This window comes from Micromonospora sp. CA-244673, assembly GCF_050948395.1.
Classification (GTDB): domain Bacteria; phylum Actinomycetota; class Actinomycetes; order Mycobacteriales; family Micromonosporaceae; genus Micromonospora.
In genome coordinates, this window is the sequence record NZ_CP192019.1 from 4,699,423 (window position 1) to 4,721,521 (window position 22,099).

Here is a 22,099-nt window from a genome sequence, read left to right on the forward strand (position 1 = left end):
CACCATGAGCAACGAAGCCAAGCTGCGCGAATACCTGAAGCGGGCCACCGCCGAGCTGCAGCAGACGCGGCAGCGTCTGGTCGATGTGGAGGCGGTGGCGCGCGAGCCGATCGCGGTGGTGGGGATGGCGTGCCGGTTGCCCGGTGGGGTGCGGTCGCCGGAGGAGTTGTGGCGGCTGCTGGCCGACGGCCGGGACGCGATCTCCGGGTTCCCCACCGACCGGGGCTGGGACGTCGAGGCGTTGTACGACCCGGACCCGGACGCGCCGGGCCGGACGTACGTGCGCGAGGGCGGGTTCCTGCACGACGCGACCCTGTTCGACCCGACCCCGTTCGGGCTCAACCCGCGCGAGGCCCTGGCGGCGGACCCGCAGCAGCGGCTGCTGCTGGAGACGGCGTGGGAGGCGTTCGAGCGGGCCGGCCTCGACCCCACCGGCGTCCGCGGCAGCGCCACCGGTGTCTTCGTCGGCGTCATGTACGACGACTACGCGTCCCGGCTGGAGCACGCCCCGCCGGCCGGCTTCGAGGGGTTGATCGGCAGCGGCAGCGCGCCGAGCATCGCCTCCGGGCGGGTCGCGTACACGTTCGGCCTCGAAGGTCCGGCGATCACGGTCGACACCGCCTGCTCCTCCTCCCTGGTCTCCGTGCACCTGGCCGCGCAGTCACTGCGCAAGGGCGAGTGCGAGATGGCCCTCGCCGGTGGCGCGACCGTGATGGCGACGCCGAAGGCCTTCACCCAGTTCAGCCGGCAGCGGGCGCTGTCGCCCACCGGCCGGTGCCGGGCATTCGCCGACGCCGCCGACGGCACCGTCTGGGGCGAAGGCGTCGGGCTGCTCCTGCTCACCCGACTGTCCTACGCCCACGAACACCACCTACCCATCCACGCCCTCATCGCCGGATCCGCCATCAACCAGGACGGCGCCAGCAGCCAACTCACCGCCCCCAACGGCCCCGCCCAACAACGCGTCATCCACCACGCCCTCACCAACGCCGGCCTCACCCCCGCCGACATCGACGCCGTCGAAGCCCACGGCACCGGCACCACCCTCGGCGACCCCATCGAAGCCCAAGCCCTCCTGGCCACCTACGGCCGCCACCGCCACGGTGACCAACCCCTGTGGCTCGGCTCCATCAAATCCAACCTCGGACACACCCAAGCCGCCGCCGGCGTCGCCGCCATCATCAAAATGGTCCAAGCCCTACACCACGGCCAGCTGCCCAAAACCCTGCACGTCGACACCCCCAGCAGCCACGTCAACTGGTCGGGCGGGTCGGTGGCACTGCTGACCCAACCGCAACCCTGGCCCGCACACCCCGACCGGCCACGCCGCGCCGCCATCTCCTCCTTCGGCCTCTCCGGCACCAACGCCCACCTCATCCTCGAAGCACCCCCGGCAGACAACACGGCGCCCGGGACCGGTGCCCCCGCTCACGCCGCAGGTTCCCGCGGCACCGACACCACGAACGGCACCACCGGCGCAACCACGAGCGGAACCGCGACCGTGGGCGCAGCCGAGGCCGCACAGGACCTCCCACCGGCCGACACGGCCGAGGGCGGCACGGCCGAGGGCGGCACGGCCGAGGGCGGCACGGCCGAGGGCGGCACGCCGGTGCCGCTGCTGCTGTCCGGCAAGACCGCCGCCGCGCTACGCGACCAGGCCGCCCGCCTCGCCGCGCACCTGACCGCCCACCCCGACACCGCGCTGACGGACCTCGCCGGCACCCTGGCGAGTCAGCGCGCCCACCTCGACCACCGCGCCGTCATCATCACCGACTCGCACGCCCACGCCGCCGACGCACTCCAACACCTCGCGAGCGACCAGCCGCACCCCGACGTCGTCACCGGCCACGCCACCGACCCCGGCCGCATCGCCCTCATCTTCGCCGGCCAAGGCTCCCAACACCCCGCCATGGCCCGCGAACTGCTCACCCACCCCGTCTTCGCCGCCCACATCCACGCCTGCGACACCGCCCTCACCACCCACGGCCTCGACTGGTCGATCGCGGAGACGCTGACCAGCGGCACACCGCTGGACCGCGACGACACCACCCAGATCACCCTCTTCGCCGTCATGACCGGCCTCGCCGCCCTCTGGCACCACCACGGCATCACCCCCGACGCCGTCCTCGGCCACTCCCAAGGAGAAATCGCCGCCGCCTACCACGCCGGCGCACTGACCCTCGAAGACGCGATCACCATCACCGCCGCCCGCGCCGGCCAGATCACCACGCTGCACGGCACCGGCACCATGGCCTCCATCCCCCTACCCGCCGACCAGGTCACCCCCCTGCTCACCGGGCACGACGACCTGCACATCGCCGCCCACAACAGCCCCACCACCACCGTCATCGCCGGCAACACCACCCAAGTGCAGGCACTCGTCGACACCCTGCAGAACCAGAACGTCCGAGCCCGCCTCATCGCCGTCAACTACGCCTCCCACACCCCCCACATCGAACCCCTGCGCGACACCCTCCTCACCGAACTCGACACCATCGCACCCCGGCCCTCGCAGACCGCCTTCTACTCCACCGTCACCGGCGCCGAGCGGGACACCACCACCCTCACCGCCGACTACTGGTACGACAACCTCCGCCAACCAGTCCAACTCCACACCGCCACCAAGGCCCTGCTCACCGACGGACACCTCACCTACATCGAAGCCACCCCCCACCCGATCCTCACCCCCACCCTCCAACAAACCTTCGACACCTGGGACGGCGCCGACGAACCGCGGGCCTACGCCACCCTCAAACGCGACCACGACAGCCACCGCCAATTCCTGCACGCCCTCGCCACCGCCCACACCCACGGCCTCACCGTCAACTGGCACCTCCCGACGCCGCGGACCCACCTCCCACTACCGACCTATCCCTTCCAGCACCAGCGCTTCTGGCTGACCGGCTCGCCGCGCGGCAGCGCGCCGACCCTGCACGGCCTGGCCTCCACGAGTCACCCGCTGGTCAGCGCGGCCGTCACCACGCCGGACGGGACGTACCTGGCGAGCGGCCGGATCACCGTCGGGGAGCACCGCTGGATCGCCCAGCACACCATCAACGGGCGGGCCGTCCTGCCCGGCGCCGCGCTGCTCGAACTCGCCCTGCACACCGCCGCGCGGACCGACCACCGGCACGTCGAGGAGCTGACCATCCAGACGCCGGTCACCCTCGACCCGGACGTGCCGGTCCATCTGCAGATCCACGTGCAGCCGGCGGACCGGGCCGGCCGGCGGACCATCACCGTCAGCACCCGGCCGGAGAACGAGCCGGACGGGGTGTGGACCGCGCACGCCACCGGCACCCTCGGTACGGCCGCCGTCGCGCCGGTCGCGCCCCCGTCGGGCTGGCCGCCGGCCGGCGCCGAGGCGTACGACACCGCGCCGTTCTACCTGGCGCTGCGCGACACGGGACTGGACTACGGCCCGGCGTTCCGCAACATCGGCCGGGCCTGGCACGGCGGGACCGGGACCGTGTACGCCGAGCTGACCCGGCACGCCGACCTCGATCCGGCCGGGTACGCCATCCACCCGGCCGTGCTCGACACGGCGATCCACTCGGCGGCCACGACGAGCACGCCGGCCGCCGGCAGCACGATCGACATCCCGTTCAGCTTCACCGGGGTGACCCTGCACGGCGAGGCGGGCGGCAGCCTGCGCAGCACCGCCCGCACCGAGGGCAGCCGCACCGCACTCCAGCTCACCGCGGCCGACGGCAGCCCAGTGCTGACCGTGGCGGCGGTGCACACCCGCCCACTGAACACCGCCGCGCTGGGCGCGCCGCCCGTACACCGGCTCGTCTGGGTGGAGGCGGAGTCCGTCGACCGCGCCGCGGCGTACGACGTCGAGGTCTTCTCGACCGGTGAGGTCGAGGAGGTGCTGGCCGCCCCCTGGAACGCGCCCGACGTGGTGGTCTGGACGCCCCGCGCGGACGGTGACCCGGTGGCCGCCACCCACGCGGTGGTGGCCGAGGTGGTCCGGGTCGTCGGCGCCTGGTGCCGCAACGCCGACCTGGCCGGCACCCGGCTGGTGGTGCTGACCCGCGGCGCGGTCGGCGCGCACGACGGGGAGGACGTGGCGGACCTGGCCGGCGCGGCCGTCTGGGGTGCGCTGCGGTCGGCGCAGACCGAGCACCCGGACCGGTTCGTGGTGGTCGACACCGACGGCACGCCGGCGAGCGGGGATCTGCTCAGCGTGGCCGTGGAGTCCGGCGCGGCGCAGCTGGTGTTGCGCGAGGGCCGGATGCTCCTGCCCCGGATCGAACGGGTCATACCCACCGGCGCGCCGACCGGGATCGACCCGGACGGCGCGGTGCTGATCACCGGCGGCACCGGCACCCTCGGCGGGCTGCTCGCCGAACACCTGGTGGCCACCGGGCGGGCCCGGCACCTGGTGCTGGCCAGCCGCCGCGGCGCCGAGGCTCCCGGGGCGGAGGAGCTGGTCGGCCGGCTGATGGCGGCCGGCGCAACCGGCGTACGCGTGGTCGGCTGCGACACCGCCGACGGCGAGGCGGTGCGGGCGCTGGTCGCCGAGGCGTCCCGGGAACGGCGGCTCGCCGCGGTCTTCCACACCGCCGGCGTGCTGCGCGACGCGGCGGTCCACACGCTGACCACCGAGCAGGTCGACGCCGTGCTGCGCCCCAAGGTCGACGCGGCCTGGCACCTGCACGAGGCGACCGCCGGCCTGGAGCTGGACGCCTTCGTCGTCTACTCGTCGATCGCCGGCACCCTCGGCGGCGCCGGCCAGGCCAACTACTCGGCGGCGAACAGCTTCCTGGACGCCCTGGCCCGCCGTCGCCGCGCCCTCGGCCTGCCCGGCACGAGCGTGGCGTGGGGCTTCTGGGCCCGGGTCAGCGGCATGACCGGACACCTCGGCGCGGAGGAGCACGCCCGGATCGCCGCGTCGGGGCTGCTGCCGCTCCCCGACGACCAGGGTCTCGCCATGCTCGACGCGGCGCTGGACAGCGGGCTTCCGCAGGTGGTGGCGACGCTGTGGAACGTGCCGGCGCTGCGCGAGCAGGCCGGCCGGGGTGACCTGCCGGACCTGCTGCGCCCGCTGGTACCGGTTGCCGACGCCCCGGCCGGGCCGGCCCCCGCCGGCAGCGACGACCTGGGCCGGCGGCTGGCCGGTCTGGACCCGGCGGGCCGCCGGCAGGCGCTGCTCGAGGTGGTACGCGCGGAGATCGCCGTGGTGCTCGGGCACGGCGACCCCGCGGAGATCGGCGCGGCGCAGCCGTTCAAGGACCTCGGCTTCGAGTCGCTGACCGCTGTGGAGCTGCGCAACCGGCTGGCCACCGCGACCGGGCTGCGGCTGCCCACCACCCTCGCCTTCGACCACCCGACGCCGGCCGCGCTCGCCCAGCACCTGGTCACCCTGCTGGCCGGGGCCGAGCCGGCCGGACCGGTCGCGACGCTCACCGGCCCGGCCGGCGCCGACGAGCCGATCGCCATCGTGGGCATGGCCTGCCGGTTCCCCGGCGCGGACAGCCCGGAGCAGCTGTGGCGGCTGCTCGCCGACGGCACCGACGCCATGGGCGACTTCCCCACCGACCGGGGGTGGCACCTGGACACCCTCTACTCGCCCGACCCGGACCAGCCGGGCACCACGTACACCCGGCACGGCGGTTTCCTCTCCGGCGCCGACCGGTTCGACGCCGACTTCTTCCAGATCAGCCCGCGGGAGGCCCTGGCCACCGACCCCCAGCAGCGGCTCCTGCTGGAGACCGCGTGGGAGGCCCTGGAGCACGCCGGCATCGACCCGTCGTCGGTGCGGGGCAGCGTGACCGGGGTGTTCACCGGCGTGGTCGCCCAGGAGTACGCCCCGGCGACCCTGGCGCCCCCGGCCGACCTGGCCGGCTACCTGCTGACCGGCAATACCACCAGCGTGGCGTCGGGCCGGATCGCGTACGCGCTCGGGTTGCAGGGCCCGGCGATCACCATCGACACGGCCTGCTCCTCCTCGCTCGTGGCGGCGCACCTGGCGATCCGCGCGCTGCACGACGGCGAGTGCTCGCTGGCCCTGGTCGGCGGGGCGACCATCATGGCCACCCCGAAGATCTTCGTGGAGTTCGCCCGGCAGCGGGGCCTGGCCACCGACGGGCGGTGCAAGTCCTTCTCGACGGAGGCCGACGGCACCGGCTGGGGCGAGGGCGCCGGGCTCGTGGTGCTGGAGAAGCTCTCCGACGCGCGCCGCAACGGGCACCGGGTGCTCGCGGTGATCCGCGGTTCGGCCGTGAACCAGGACGGGGCCAGCAACGGGCTGACCGCGCCGAACGGGCCCGCGCAACAGCGGGTGATCCGGCAGGCCCTGACGGCCGCCCGGCTCTCGCCGGCCGAGGTGGACGCGGTGGAGGCGCACGGCACCGGCACCGTCCTCGGCGATCCGATCGAGGCGCACGCGCTGCTCGCCACGTACGGGCAGGAGCGCGAGGAGCCGCTGTGGCTGGGGTCGGTCAAGTCGAACATCGGCCACACCCAGGCCGCGGCCGGCGTCGCCGGCATCATCAAACTCGTCCTGTCCCTGGAACACGACCTGCTGCCGCGCAGCCTGCACGCCGCCACACCCAGCAGCCGGGTCGACTGGGAGCTCGGGTCGGTGGCGCTGCTGACCGAGCCGCGGGCATGGCCGCGCCGGGTGGACCGGCCGCGCCGGGCCGGGGTGTCGTCGTTCGGCATCAGCGGCACCAACGCCCACTTGATCATCGAGGAGGCGCCGGAGACGGCGGCGTCGGCGCCAACCGAGGCGCCCGCACCCATGCCGTGGCTGCTGTCGGCGCGTACCCCGGCGGCGGTGCGCGACCAGGCGGCCCGGCTGGCGGAGTTGCTCGACGAGCGACCGGACCTGGCTCCGGCCCAGGTCGCCCACGCGCTGGCGACCAGCCGGGCGGCGTTCGACCACCGGGCGGCGATCGTTCCGCCGGTGGACGGCCCGGACGGTGAGCCGCACACCACGGCGGACCTGATCGCCGCCCTGCGCACCCTGGCCACCGGCGGCTCCCACCCGACCCTGGTACAGGGATCGGTGCGCGACGGCAAGGTGGCGTTCCTGTTCACCGGCCAGGGCGCCCAGCACCCCGGCATGACCGCCGACCTCTACGCCCGTTTCCCGGTCTACGCCGCCGCTCTGGATGAGGTCTGCGCCGCTGTGGACCCGCACCTGGAACACCCGCTGCGGGAGGTCATGTGCGGCGAGCACACCGACCTGCTCGGACAGACCCGCTACACCCAGCCGGCCCTGCTCGCGGCGGAGACCGCCATGGTGCGGCTCCTCGACAGCTTCGGGCTGCGACCCGACTTCCTCATTGGGCACTCCATCGGCGAACTGACCGCCGCGCACATCGCCGGCGTCCTAAACCTTGACGACGCCGCATGTCTCGTCACCACCCGGGCCCGACTCATGCACGCCATGCCGCCCGGGGCCATGCTCGCCGTCACCGCGCCCCTGGACCGGATCCAACCTCTCCTGGCCGCATATCCGGACGTGAGCCTGGCCGGGCACAACAGCCCCACGTCACTCGTCCTCGCCGGCAATCCCGAGGCAATCGACACCATCGTCGCAAGCCTCACCGCCGACGGCATCCGGGCCCGGAAGCTGCACGTCGCGCACGCCTTCCACTCCGCACACACCGATCCGGTCCTCGATGACTTCCGGGAAGCCGCCGCGCAGGTCACCTATCGGCCGGCTTCGCTGCCGATCGTGTCCAACCTGACCGGACACCTCGCCACCGACGAGCAACTCGCCGACCCCGACTACTGGACCCGCCACATCCGCGAAACCGTCGACTACAACGCCGGCACCAGAACCCTGCACGACCTGGGCGTCACCCACTACATCGAAGTCGGCCCAGACGCGACGCTGGGCACCCTCACCCAGGAAACCCTCACCGACGCCACCACCATCGCCACACAGCAGCGCGGACACGACGGCACCACCACGCTGCTCACCGCCCTGGCCACCGCACACACCAGCGGCCTGACCGTCGACTGGTCACCGCTGCTCCCCTCCGGCCCGGTCCCACCGGTCCCGCTGCCCACCTACCCGTTCCAGCACCAGCGGTACTGGCTGCACCACGGGACCACCCTGACCGAGCCGGGCGACCTGGGCCTGGCCGGCGCCGGGCATCCGCTGCTCGGGGCGGCCCTCACCCTGGCCCACCAGGACACCCACCTCTTCACCGGCCGGATCTCCACCGCCACCCACCCCTGGCTCGCCGAGCACGTCATCGCCGGCACGGCGCTGCTCCCCGGCACCGCGTTCGTCGACCTCGCCCTGCACGCCGGCCACCACGCCGGACACCCGTACCTGGACGAGTTGACCATCGAGGCGCCGCTCGCCCTGCCCGGGCAGGGCGCGCTGGACCTCCAGGTGGAGGTGACGCCGGCCGGCCCGGCGCGGTCGGTCAGCGTGCACTCCCGGCCCGCCGGGTCGGACGGCCCGTGGACCCGGCACGCCACCGGCACCCTCCACCCCGTCGGGCCGGCGGCCACCGCGGGTGCGACGCAGTGGCCGCCGGACGGGGCCACCCCGGTCGGCCTGGCCGACTTCTACGACGGGCTGCACGACGCCGGCGTCGCGTACGGGCCGAGCTTCCGCGGCCTGCACGCCGCCTGGCGCGCCGACGACCACCTGTACGCCGAGGTCACCCTCCCCGAGGAGGTGGACCCCACCGGGTACGGCGTGCACCCCGCCCTGCTCGACGCCGCGCTGCACCCGATCGCCCTCACCGGCGACGACCGGATGCGGCTGCCGTTCGCGTGGACCGGGGTCGCCCTGCACGCCACCGGCGCCCGGACGCTGCGGGTGGACTTCCACCGGGTCGACCCGGACACGGTGCGTCTCACCGCCACCGACCCGGCCGGCGCTGCGGTGGTGACGGTGGCGGCGCTGACCGTGCGGGCCGTGCCGGAGCAGCTCACCGGCGCCCGGGCCGGCCAGCTGCTCGGGGTGGCCTGGAGCCCCGTACCGTCGGGGGTTTCCGCGCCGGCGGGCGACCTGCTCTCCCCCGCCGAGCTGGGCGCGCTGCTCGACGCGGACGGGCGGCCGGTGCCGGAGACGGTGCTGCTGCACGCCACGACCGGCGGCGACGAGCCGGTGGCCGCGACCCACCAGCGGGTCGAGGAGACCCTCGGCCTGCTCCGGCGGTGGCTCGCCGACGACCGGTTCGCCGCGGCCCGCCTGGTCGTGGTGACCAGCGGCGCGGTGGCGGCGCGGGCCGAGGACGAGGTGACCGACCTGGCCGGGGCGGGGCTCTGGGGCCTGGTCCGCAGCGCCCAGGCCGAGCACCCGGACCGGTTCCTGCTGGTTGACGCCGACGACGTCCGCGACGAGCGGATCGGCGCGGCGGTCGCCGCCGGGCAACCGCAGCTCGCCGTCCGCGACGGCGACCTGCTGGCCCCGCACCTGACCCGGCTCGCCCCGCCGGCCGCCCCGCCGGCACCATCGTTCGATCCGGACGGCACGGTGCTCATCACCGGCGGCACCGGCGCGCTGGGCGGGATGCTGGCCGAGCATCTGGTACGCGCCGGCCGGGCCCGGCGGCTGCTGCTGGTCAGCCGGCGTGGCGGCGACGGCGCCGGTGACCTGCTCGACCGGCTGGCCGAGGCGGGCGCCGAGGTGACCGTCGCGGCGTGCGACGTCACCGACCCGGAGGCGGTGGCCGCCCTGGTCGCCGGGATCCCGGCCGGGCACCCGCTCACGGCCGTCTTCCACACGGCCGGGGTGGTCGACGACGCGGCGCTGCACACCCTCACTTCGGACCAGCTGCACGCGGTGTTGCGGCCCAAGGTGGACGGTGCGTGGCATCTGCACCGGGCCACCCGGGACCTGCCGCTCGCGGCGTTCGTGCTGTATTCCTCGGTCGCCGGGACGCTGGGCAGCCCGGGTCAGGGCAACTACGCCGCCGCGAACGCGTTCCTCGACGCTCTGGCGTGGCACCGCGCCGCGCAGGGGCTGCCGGCCACGTCCCTGGCCTGGGGGTTGTGGGCGCAGGAGAGCGGGATGACCGCCGGTCTGGGCCGGGGTGACCAGGCCCGGATCGGCCGGGGCGGCCTGCGTCCGCTGGCCGCCGACGAGGCGTTCGCCCTGCTCGACGTGGCGCTCGACCAGCGGCGCCCCGCCGTCGTCGCGGCGAACCTCACCCTGAGCGGGCTGTACGGGCTGTCCCCGGCCGCCGGACGGCGCAACGCCGCCACCGCCGCCGCCGCGCAGGGGCTGGCCGGTCGGCTGGCCGGGCTCGGGCCGGCGGAGCGGCTGCGGCTGGTGCTGGACCTGGTCCGGGTCGAGATCGCCACCGTGCTGGGTCACTCCGGCGCCGGGAGTGTGGCGCCGCAGCGGGCGTTCAAGGACCTCGGGTTCGACTCGCTCACCGCCGTGGACCTGCGCAACCGGCTCACCGCGGCCACCGGCCTGCGGCTACCCGCCACCCTGATCTTCGACCACCCCACCGCCGAGGCCCTCGCCACCCACCTGCTGGCGCAGCTCGACCCCACTGCCGGGCCCACCGCCGGCCGGGCCGTCGCCACCGCGGCCGCCGTGGACGAACCGATCGCCATCGTCGGCATGGCCTGCCGCTATCCCGGCGGGGTCGCCTCCCCCGAGCAGCTGTGGCAGCTCGTCGCCGGCGGGATCGACGCCATCAGCGAATTCCCCACCAACCGCGGCTGGCACCTCGACCGCCTGCACCACCCCGACCCCGACCACCCCGGCACCACCTACACCCGCCACGGCGGCTTCCTGCACGACGCCGACGGCTTCGACGCCGACTTCTTCGGCCTCAGCCCGCGCGAGGCCACGGCCACGGACCCGCAGCACCGGCTGCTGCTGGAGACCGCCTGGGAGGCGCTGGAGTCGGCGGGGATCAACCCGCACGGGCTGCGGCACAGTGACACGGGCGTGTTCACCGGGATCATGTACAACGACTACGCCACCCGGTTGCAGCACCACATCCCGGACGGCTACGAGGGTCATCTGAGCAACGGCAGCGCGCCGAGCATCGCCTCCGGGCGGCTCGCGTACACCCTGGCGCTGGAAGGCCCCGCGGTGACCGTGGACACCGCCTGCTCGTCGTCGCTGGTCGCCACCCACCTCGCCATGCAGGCGCTGCGCAACGGCGAGTGCGAACTGGCCCTGGCCGGCGGGGCCACGGTGATGGCCACGCCCACCACCTTCGTCGAGTTCGCCCGCCAGCGGGGGCTCGCCCCCGACGGCCGGTGCAAGTCCTTCGCGGACACCGCCGACGGCACGGGCTGGAGCGAGGGCGCCGGCCTGCTGGTGCTGGAACGGCTCTCCGACGCCCGCCGCCACGGCCACCCGGTGCTCGCGGTCATCCGCGGCTCCGCGGTCAACCAGGACGGCGCCAGCAACGGCCTGACCGCCCCGAACGGGCCGTCGCAGCAGCGGGTCATCCGGCAGGCCCTGGCCAACGCCCGCCTCACCCCCACCGACATCGACACGGTCGAGGCACACGGCACGGGTACGACCCTCGGCGATCCCATCGAGGCCCAGGCGCTGCTGGCCACCTACGGCCAGGAGCGCGACGAGCCCCTGTGGCTCGGGTCGGTCAAGTCCAACATCGGGCACACCCAGGCCGCCGCGGGCGTCGCCGGGATCATCAAGATGGTCGAGGCGCTACGGCACGGCGAGCTGCCACCGACGCTGCACGCCGACGCGCCCAGCCGGCATGTCGACTGGGCGGCGGGCGCGGTCGCGCTCCTGGCCGAGGCCCGGCCCTGGCCGGCACGCGCGGACCGGCCGCGCCGGGCCGGGGTGTCGTCGTTCGGCATCAGCGGCACGAACGCCCACGTGATCCTGGAGGAGGCGCCGGCGCGGTCGGCCGTGCCGGCGGGCGAGCCGGTGGCGCCGCTGCCGTGGCTGCTGTCGGCGAAGAGTCCGGCGGCGCTGCGCGCCCAGGCGGGACGGCTGGCCGAGCTGCTCGAGGCGGACCCGGCCCTGGACCGGGCGGCAGTGGCCCGGACCCTCGCGACGGGCCGGGCGTTCCTCGCCCACCGGGCGGCGTTCGTGCCGGCGCTCGACGCGGCGGACGGCGCGGCGGACGGCGCGCTGGCCACGGCGGTGCGGGCGCTCGCGGCCGGCGAGTCGCACCCGGCGCTGGTCACCGGCGCGGCCGGCACGGTCGGGAAGGTGGCGTTCCTGTTCACCGGCCAGGGCGCCCAGCACCCCGGCATGACCGCCGACCTCTACGCCCGCTTCCCCGTCTACGCCGCCGCCCTCGACGAGGCCTGCGCCGCCCTGGACCCGCACCTGGACCACCCACTGCGGGAAGTCATGTGCGGCGCCTCCACCGACCTCCTCGGACAGACGCTCTACACCCAACCCGCCCTGTTCGCCGCCGAGACCGCCATGGTCCGGCTCCTCGACAGCTTCGGAGTCCGACCCGACCACCTCATCGGCCACTCGATCGGCGAACTCACCGCCGCCCACATCGCCGGCATCCTGGATCTTGACGACGCCGCCCAGCTCGTCGCCACCCGCGCCCGACTCATGCACGCCATGCCCGCCGGCGCGATGCTCGCCGTCACCGCACCCCTGGACCGCATCCAACCGATCCTCGGCACCCACCCCGACGTGAGCCTGGCCGGGCACAACAGCCCCACGTCACTCGTCCTCGCCGGCAACCCCGAGGCAATCGACACCATCGCCGCGCAGCTCGCCGCCGACGGGGTGCGAGCCCGGAAGCTGCACGTCGCGCATGCCTTCCACTCCGCCCACACCGACCCGATCCTCGACGACTTCCGGGAAGCAGCCGCCCAGGTCACCTACCGGCCGGCGGCGCTGCCCATCGTGTCCAACCTGACCGGACAGCTCGCCACCGACGAGCAACTCGCCGACCCCGACTACTGGACCCGCCACATCCGCGAAACCGTCAACTACAAAGCCGGCACCCAAACCCTGCACCACCTCGGCGTCACCCACTACATCGAAGTCGGACCCGACGCGACACTGAGCACCCTCACCCAGGAAACCCTCACCGACGCCACCGCCATCCCCACCCAACAGCGCGGACACGACGGCACCACAACGCTGCTCACCGCCCTCGCCACCGCCCACACCAGCGGCCTGACCGTCGACTGGGCGCCCCTGCTGCCCGCCACCCCGGTCCCGCCGGTCCCGTTGCCCACCTATCCCTGGCAGCACCGGCGCTACTGGCTCCACGCCGAATCCGTGGTCAGCGACGCCGAGGACCTCGGCCTGCGGAGCAGCGGACACCCGCTCCTCGGCGCGGCCATCGAACTTCCCCACGACCAGGGACACCTCTTCACCGGACGGCTGTCCCCACACACCCACGCCTGGCTGGCCGACCACACCATCGCCGGCACCACCCTGCTGCCCGGCACCGCGTACGTCGACCTCGCCCTGCACGCCGGCCACCACACCGGGCACCCCCACCTGGACGACCTCACCATCGAGGCGCCCCTCACCCTCGGCCCGGACACCACCCGGCACCTACAGGTGGAACTGGGTGCGGCGGACGGCCACCGGCGACCGGTGAGCATCCGGTCACGGGCGCAGGACGACCCGGACGGCGAGTGGACCCTCCACGCGTCCGGCGTCCTGTCCCGTACCGCACCCGCCGCGGGCTCGCCGGCCGCCGTGTGGCCGCCGGCCGGGGAGCTGGTCGACGTGGACGCCCTGTACGCGGCGTTCGCCGACGCGGGCGTCGACTACGGGCCCACCTTCCAGGGGGTACGCGCCGCGTGGCGGGACGGGGACACCGTCCACGCCGAGGTGGTGCTGCCGGAGCAGGTGAGCACCCGGGGGTACGGCATCCACCCGGCCCTGCTCGACGCCGCCCTGCACCCGCTCGCCCTCCTGCTCGTGGGGGACGGTGTACGCCTGCCGTTCGCGTGGACCAGGGTCGCCCTGCACGCCACCGATGCCACCACGTTGCGGGTCCGGGTGAGCGCCGCCGGTACGGACACGGTCCGGCTCACCGCCACGGACCCGGCCGGGGCGGAGGTGGTGACCGTCGAGGCGTTGACCGTCCGCCCGGCCGTGATCGGCGACTCCGGCGGCAGCCGGGACCTGCACCGGGTCGTCTGGGTGGCCGTACCGGATGGTCGGGCCGACGGCCCGCTGCCGGCCGTCGTGGACCTGGCTGGCCTCGCGGCGGGTGCCGTCGCGGACGGGGCGGAGCTCGTGGTGGTGCGGGTCGAGCCGGCCGGGGACGGGGACGTGGTCGCCGCGACCCACGATCTCGCCGAGCGGGCCACCACGGCCCTGCGGGAGTGGCTCGCCGACGACCGGTCCGCCGCCGGCCGCCTGGTCGTGTTGACCCGTGGCGCGTTGGCGACGCGGGCCGGCGAGGACGTCGACCTGCCCACCGCCGCGCTGTGGGGGCTGGTCCGCTCGGCGCAGGCGGAGAACCCGGACCGGATCGTGCTGGTCGACGTCGACGCCGCCGGGGAGGAGCTGGTCGCGGCCGCGGCCGCCACGGGCCTGCCGCAGCTGGCGATCCGGGATGGTGGGCTGCTGGCGCCCCGGGTTTCCCGCGTCACCACGACGGCGGAGAACCCGGTCCCCGAGCTGGACCCGGAGGGAACGGTGTTGATCACTGGCGGGACCGGCACCCTCGGCGCCCTGCTCGCCGAACACCTCACCACCACCGGCCGCACCCGGCACCTCCTGCTCGCCAGCCGCCGCGGCCCGGACGCCCCCGGGGCACCGGAGCTCGCCGCCCGCCTTCAGAACCTGGGCGCCACCGTCACCATCACCGCCTGCGACACCACCGACCCCAACGCCGTGGATTCACTCATCGCCGGGATCCCCGCCGAGCACCCCCTCACCGCCGTGTTCCACACCGCCGGCACCACCGACGACGCCACCCTCACCACCCTCACCCCCGAACAGGTCCACACCGTCCTCCGACCCAAAGTCGACGCCGCCTGGCACCTGCACCACGCCACCCTCGACCTCAACCTCGCCGCGTTCGTCCTCTACTCGTCGGCCGCTGGCACCCTCGGCAGCCCCGGACAAGCCAACTACGCCGCCGCCAACACCTACCTCGACGCCCTCGCCCACCACCGCCACACCGCAGGCCTACCCGCCACCAGCCTCGCCTGGGGACTCTGGGCCCACACCAGCGACATCACCGCCACCCTCGACACCACCGACCAGACCCGGATCGCACAGGCGGGCATCCTCCCCCTGCCCACCCACGAAGCCCTGCGACTGCTCGACACCGCCCTGCACACCGGCCACCCCACCCTCATCCCCGCCAAACTCACCCCCACCGCCCTGCGCCTGCTCAACCCCGAGGTCGCGCGGCGTACGGCGGCGGACGCCCCGGCCGGCGGCCGGCGGCTGGCGGACCGGCTCGCCACGCTCACCCACGCCGAGCAGGAACGCCTGCTGCTCCACCTGGTCCGCGACGAGATCGCCGGAGTGCTCGGCCACGCCGACGCCGACGCCGTCGACCCACGGCGGACGTTCCGGGACCTCGGCTTCGACTCACTCACCGCCGTGAACCTGCGCAACCAGCTCGCCACCGCCACCGGCCTGCGGCTGCCCGCCACCCTGGTCTTCGACCACCCGACCGCCGAGGCCCTCGCCGGGCATCTGCACGCGCAGCTCCGGCCTGCCGGGGACGGGGCGGCCGCCCGCGCCGCCGCGGCGGGCCTCGCCGCCGACGAGCCGATCGCCATCATTGGGATGGCCTGCCGCTACCCCGGCGGCGTGACCACTCCCGACGAACTCTGGCGACTGGTCTCCGACGGCACGGACGCGATCAGCGGATTCCCCACCAACCGTGGCTGGCACCTCGACCGGCTCTACCATCCCGACCCGGACCACCCCGGCACCACGTACGCGCGGCACGGCGGGTTCCTGCACCACGCCGACGAGTTCGACAACGACTTCTTCGGCATCAGCCCCCGCGAAGCCGCCGCCACCGACCCCCAACAGCGACTCCTCCTCGAAACCGCCTGGGAAGCCCTGGAACGGGCGGGCATCGACCCCGACGGCCTGCGCGCGTCCGCCACCGGCGTCTTCACCGGCGTCATGTACAACGACTACGCGACCCGGTTCCAGCAGGTGCCGGAGGGCTTCGAGGGCTATCTCGGCAACGGCAGCGCCGGCAGCATTGCCTCCGGCCGCCTGGCGTACACCCTCGGGCTGCAGGGGCCGGCGGTCACCCTGGACACGGCCTGCTCCTCGTCCCTGGTCGCCGCCCACCTGGCGATCCAGTCCCTGCGCAACGGCGACTGCAGTCTCGCGCTGGCCGGCGGCGTGACCGTCATGGCCACGCCGACCACGTTCGTGGAGTTCGCCCGCCAGCGGGGCCTGTCGGCCGACGGCCGCTGCAAGTCCTTCGCGGACACCGCCGACGGCACCGGCTGGGGCGAGGGCGCCGGACTGATCCTGCTGGAACGCCTCTCCGACGCCCACCGCAACGGCCACCACGTACTCGCCGTCATCCGCGGCTCCGCCGTCAACCAGGACGGGGCCAGCAACGGGTTGACCGCCCCCAACGGACCCGCCCAGCAACGCGTCATCCACCAGGCCCTGGCCAACGCCCGCCTCGCCCCCATCGACGTCGACGCCGTCGAAGCCCACGGCACCGGCACGGCCCTGGGCGACCCGATCGAAGCTCAGGCGTTGCTGGCGACCTACGGGCAGGACCGCGACGAGCCGTTGTGGCTCGGGTCGATCAAGTCGAACATCGGGCACACCCAGGCCGCCGCCGGCGTCGCCGGAATCATCAAGATGGTCCAGGCCATCCGCCACGGCGTCCTACCCAAGACGCTGCACGTCGACACACCCAGCTCCCACGTCGACTGGGACGCCGGCGCCGTCGCCCTGCTCACCGACGCCCAACCCTGGCCCGACACCGACCGGCCCCGCCGCGCCGGAGTCTCCTCCTTCGGCATCAGCGGCACCAACGCCCACCTCATCATCGAGCAGGCCCCGGCCGGCGGGCCGGCACCGTCCGGGTCCGGCCCGGTGGTGGCGGGCGCAGTCGCGGTCGGGACGCCGGCCGGCGCCGAGCCCGACCAGCCGTCACCCGCCGTGCCGCTGCCGTGGCTGCTCTCCGCGAAGACCCCGGCCGCGCTCCGCGACCAGGCCGCTCGCCTGATGGCGTACGCGCAGGGGCACCCGGAGGTCGAGCCGGCCGCGGTCGCGGCGGCGCTGGTCACCGGGCGGGCAGCGTTCCCCCAGCGGGCGGCGGTGCTGCCCGGCGCCGAGCAGATGGCGGCGCTGCGCGCGCTGGCCGAGGACCGGCCGCACCCCGCCCTGCTCCAGCACACCGCCACCCACACCGGCCGGACCGTGTTCGTGTTCCCCGGCCAGGGCGGCCAATGGCTCGGCATGGGCCGCGAACTGGCCGCGCAGAGCGAGGTGTTCGCCGCCCACCTCGACGCCTGCGCGGGGGCGCTGCGTCCGCACGTCGACTGGGACCTGCGTGAGGTGCTGGATGACGACGACCCGGACTGGTTGACCCGGGTGGACGTGGTCCAACCCGTCCTGTTCGCCGTCATGACCGGGCTGGCCGCCGTGTGGCGGCACCACGGGATCGTCCCTGACGCCGTGATTGGCCACTCCCAGGGCGAGATCGCGGCCGCGCACGCCGCCGGGGCACTCTCCCTCGACGACGCCGCGAAGATCGTCGCCCTGCGCGCCCAAGCCCTGCGGGCACTCATCGGCCAAGGTGACATGGCCTCTCTCGCCCTGCCCGCCGACCAGGTCACCGAACTCCTGGCTGCCTTCGACGGACGGGCGCACATCGCCACCGTCAACGGACCCAACGCCACGGTCATCGCGGGCGACCCCGACGCCGTCGCCGCAGCAGTCGCCCATTGCAAGGAGCAGGAGATCCCCGCCCGGATCCTGCCGGTCGGCTACGCCTCCCACACCCCCCACGTCGAAGCACTGCGCGACGAAATCCTCGCCGCCCTCGACGGCATCACCCCCACCCCCACCGACGTCGCGTTCTACTCCACGTTCACCGGCGACCGCATCGACACCGACACCCTCACCACCGACTACTGGTACGACAACCTGCGCCACCCCGTGCAGTTCCAGACCGCCACCGAGGCCCTGCTGCGTGACGGCTACGCCACGTTCATCGAGGTCAGCCCCCACCCCGTCCTCATCCAACCCATCGAGGACACCGCCGACCAGCGCGACATCGTCGCCCTGCCCAGCATGCGCCGCGACACCACCGGCCAACTCGCCACCGCCCTGTCCATCGCACACACCCACGGCCTCCCGGTGAACTGGCAGCCGCTGCTGCCCGCCGCGGTCCCGGCGGTCGACCTACCCACCTACGCCTTCCAACGGCAGCGCTACTGGCTGCACGCCCCGACCACCATCAGCGACGCCGCCGACCTAGGCCAGGACCCGACCGTCCACCCGCTGCTCGCCGCCGCCATCGAGCTGCCCGACCACCAGGGACACCTCTTCACCGGCCGACTCACCCCCGACCGGCAACCCTGGCTCCGCGACCACACCGTCACCGGCACCGTCCTCCTGCCCGGCACCGCCTACGTCGACCTGGCCCTGCACGCCGGCCACCACACCGGACACCCCCACCTCGACGACCTCACCATCGAAACCCCACTCACCCTCGACACCGACAGCGACCTGCAACTGCACGTCGAAGTCGGACCCGACCGGGACGGGCGTCGCACACTCAGCATCCACACCCGGCCCGCCCACGACGAGACCTGGACGCGGCACGCCACCGGCACCCTCACCACCGGCGGGCCCACCCCGGCCGGCGACGACCCCACCGCCTGGCCGCCACCCGGCGCCACCCGGATCGCCATCGACGCCCTCTACGACACCCTGGCCGCCACCGGCCTGCACTACGGTCCGGCGTTCCAGGGCGTCAAGGCGGTCTGGCGCGACGGCGACACCCTGCACGCGGACGTCCACCTGCCCGACGCCGTGGCCGCCGGTGGCCACGGCGTCCATCCGGCGCTGCTCGACGCCGCCCTGCACCCGATGGCTCTCGCCGGCGGCGCTGACGGCATCCGGCTCCCGTTCGCCTGGGCCGGGGTCACGCTGCACGCCGTCGGCGCCCGGCACCTGCGGGTCCGGCTCGAAGCGACCGGCGACGACACCCTCCGGCTGCACGCCACCGACCCCACCGGCGCGCCCGTCGTCACCGTCGACGCCCTCACCGTCCGGCCCCTGCCCGCCGGACACCTCGGCGGCGACCGTGCCGTCCGGGAGAGCCTGTTCCAGCTCGACTGGGCGCCGGTCACCGACCTGCCCGGGGTCACCGGCCCGCGGTGGGCCGCGCTGGGGGCCGTGCCGCCCGGACTCGGGGTGCCCGTCGAGGCGTACCCGGATCTGGAGGCCCTGGCCACCGCGCTGGCCGGCGGCGCCGGCGTACCCGAGGCGGTGCTGGTGACCGCGGACGCGGACGGTCCGGCCGGCGCCGACCTGGCCCGGACCGCGACCCACCGGTCCCTGGACCTGGTCCGGACGTGGCTGGGCCGCCCGGAGCTGGCCGGGTCGCGGCTCGTGGTGCTGACCCGGGACGCGGTGGCGGCCCGGCCCGGCGACACCGCCGCGGCCCTGGCCGGGGCGGCGGTGTGGGGCCTGCTGAAGACGGCGCAGGCGGAGAACCCGGACCGGTTGGTCCTGGCCGACCTCGACGGGCACGAGGCGTCCGCACCGGCGCTGCCCGCAGCGCTGGCCACCGGCGAGCCGCAACTCGCCATCCGCCGGGGCGTCGTCCACGCGGCGCGGCTCGCGCATGCCGGCACCGAGGGCATGCTCGCCCTGCCCGACGAGCTGTGGCGGCTGGTCCTCACCGGGTCCGGCACGCTGGACAGCCTCGCCGTGGTGCCGCACGACGAGGCCGGGCAGCCCCTCGCACCCGGCCAGGTACGCGTCGCCGTGCGGGCCGCCGGCCTGAACTTCCGGGACGCGCTGCTGGCGCTGGGCATGGTCACCACCGACACCCGCCCGGTGATGGGTGAGGCGTCCGGTGTGGTGGTCGAGGTGGCGCCGGACGTCACCACGGTGGCCGTCGGCGACCGGGTGATGGGCCTCATGATCAGTGGCATCGGTCCGCTGGCGCTGGCCGACCACCGGCTGATAGCGCGGATGCCCTCCGGCTGGTCGTTCGTCGAGGCGGCAGCGGTGCCGGTGGTGTTCCTGACCGCGTACCACGGGCTCGCCGACCTGGCCCGGATCCAGCCCGGCGAGACGCTGCTGCTGCACGCGGCCTCCGGCGGGGTCGGCATGGCCGCCCTGCAACTGGCCCGGCACTGGGGGGTCGAGGTCTACGGCACGGCGAGCCCGCCGAAGTGGCCGGCGCTGCGGGAGCAGGGCCTGGACGACCGGCACATCGCCTCCAGCCGGACCCTCGACTTCGAGGAGCGGATCCGGGCGGCCACCGGCGGCCGCGGGGTGGACGTGGTCCTCAACGCCCTCGCCCACGAGTTCGTCGACGCGTCGCTGCGGCTGCTCGGCGAGGGCGGCCGGTTCATCGAGATGGGCAAGACCGACATCCGCCCGGCCGGCGACGTCGCCGCCGCCCACCCGGGCGTCCTCTACCAGGCGTTCGACATCATGGACCCGGGCCCGGACCGGGTGCAGGAGATGCTGGCCACGCTCGCCGCGCTCTTCGAGAGCGGCGCGCTGCGGCCGCCGCCGGTGACCGTCTGGGACATCCGCCGGGCGCCGGAGGCGCTGCGCTACCTGAGCACGGCCCAGCACGTCGGCAAGGTCGTGCTGAGCATGCCGCCGCAGGCGGACCCGGCCGGCACCGTCCTGATCACCGGCGGCACCGGCGTCCTCGGCGGGCACCTGGCCCGGCACCTGGTCACCGGGCACGGAATGAGGAACCTGCTGCTGACCAGCCGTACCGGGGCGGCCGCCCCGGGGGCGGAGGAGCTGCGGGCGGAGCTGACCGCGCTGGGCGCCCGGGTGACCGTGGCGGCGTGCGACGCCGCCGATCGGGACGCGCTGGCCGCCCTGCTGGACCGGATGCCGGCCGAACATCCGCTGACCATGGTGGTGCACGCCGCCGGAGTCATCGACGACGGCGTCATCGCCGCGCTCACCCCGGAGCGGGTCGACGCGGTGCTGCGTCCGAAGGTGGACGCGGCGTGGCACCTGCACGAGCTGACCAGCGGGCTGGACCTCGCCGAGTTCGTCCTCTTCTCGTCGGCCGCCGGCACCCTCGGCACCCCCGGGCAGGGCAGCTACGCGGCGGCCAACGCCTTCCTCGACGCGCTCGCCGTGCGGCGGCACGGGCAGGGCCTGCCGGCCACCGCTCTGGGCTGGGGCCTCTGGGCGCAGACCAGCACGATGACCGGCCACCTCGGCGAGGCCGACCTGGTGCGGATGGCCCGCGCCGGGGTCAGCCCGATCCCCACCGAGCTGGGACTGGCGCTGTTCGACGCCGCCCGGGCCCTGGCCCTGCCGCACGTCGTGCCGACCCGTCTTGACGTGCGCGCGCTGGGCGCCGACCCCGAGGCGCTGCCGGCGATCCTGCGCGGCCTGGTCCGCGCCCCGGCGCGGCGGGCGGCCGCCGGGGCGCAGGTGCCGGCCGGGGACGGCGCCGACGGCTGGGGCCGGCGGCTGGCCGGGTCGTCCCGGGAGGAACAGCACGAGCAGCTACGCGGGCTGGTCCGCGCGCAGGTGGCCACGGTGCTGGGCCACGCCTCCCCGGACGGGATCGACGACGGCCGGGCGTTCAAGGAACTGGGCTTCGACTCGCTGACCGCGGTGGAGCTGCGCAACCGCCTCAACGGGGCGACCGGGCTGCGGCTGCCCGCCACGGTGGTCTTCGACTACCCCACGACCGACGTGCTGGCCGAGTACCTGCGCCAGCAGCTCGCGCCGGCCGAGGCGTCGCCGGTCGACGCGCTGCTGGTGGAGCTGGAGCAGGCCGAGAGCCGGCTCGGCGACCTCACCGCGGACGGGGAGTCCCGGAGCCGGCTGGCCGCCCGGTTGCAGCACCTGCTCGCCCGGCTCGAGGAGGCGGACACACCGGGCCCGGACGCGCCGGAGGCGGTGGCGGAGCAGCTCGCCACGGCCAGCGACGACGACCTCTTCGCCTTCATCGACAACGAACTCTGATCACCGACCGCCGCGAGGGGCCCCACATGTCCAACGAGGAAAAGCTCC

General features: G+C 74.8%; 1 protein-coding gene. It reads left to right on the forward strand.

Annotated features, from left to right (window positions below; all coding sequences use genetic code 11):
* The first annotated feature begins 4 nt into the window (after positions 1 to 4).
* Complete coding sequence (locus ACQP12_RS21585; RefSeq protein ID WP_433281464.1) at positions 5 to 22,051, forward strand: SDR family NAD(P)-dependent oxidoreductase; 22,047 nt, start codon at positions 5 to 7, stop codon at positions 22,049 to 22,051.
* The last annotated feature ends 48 nt before the right edge of the window (positions 22,052 to 22,099 follow it).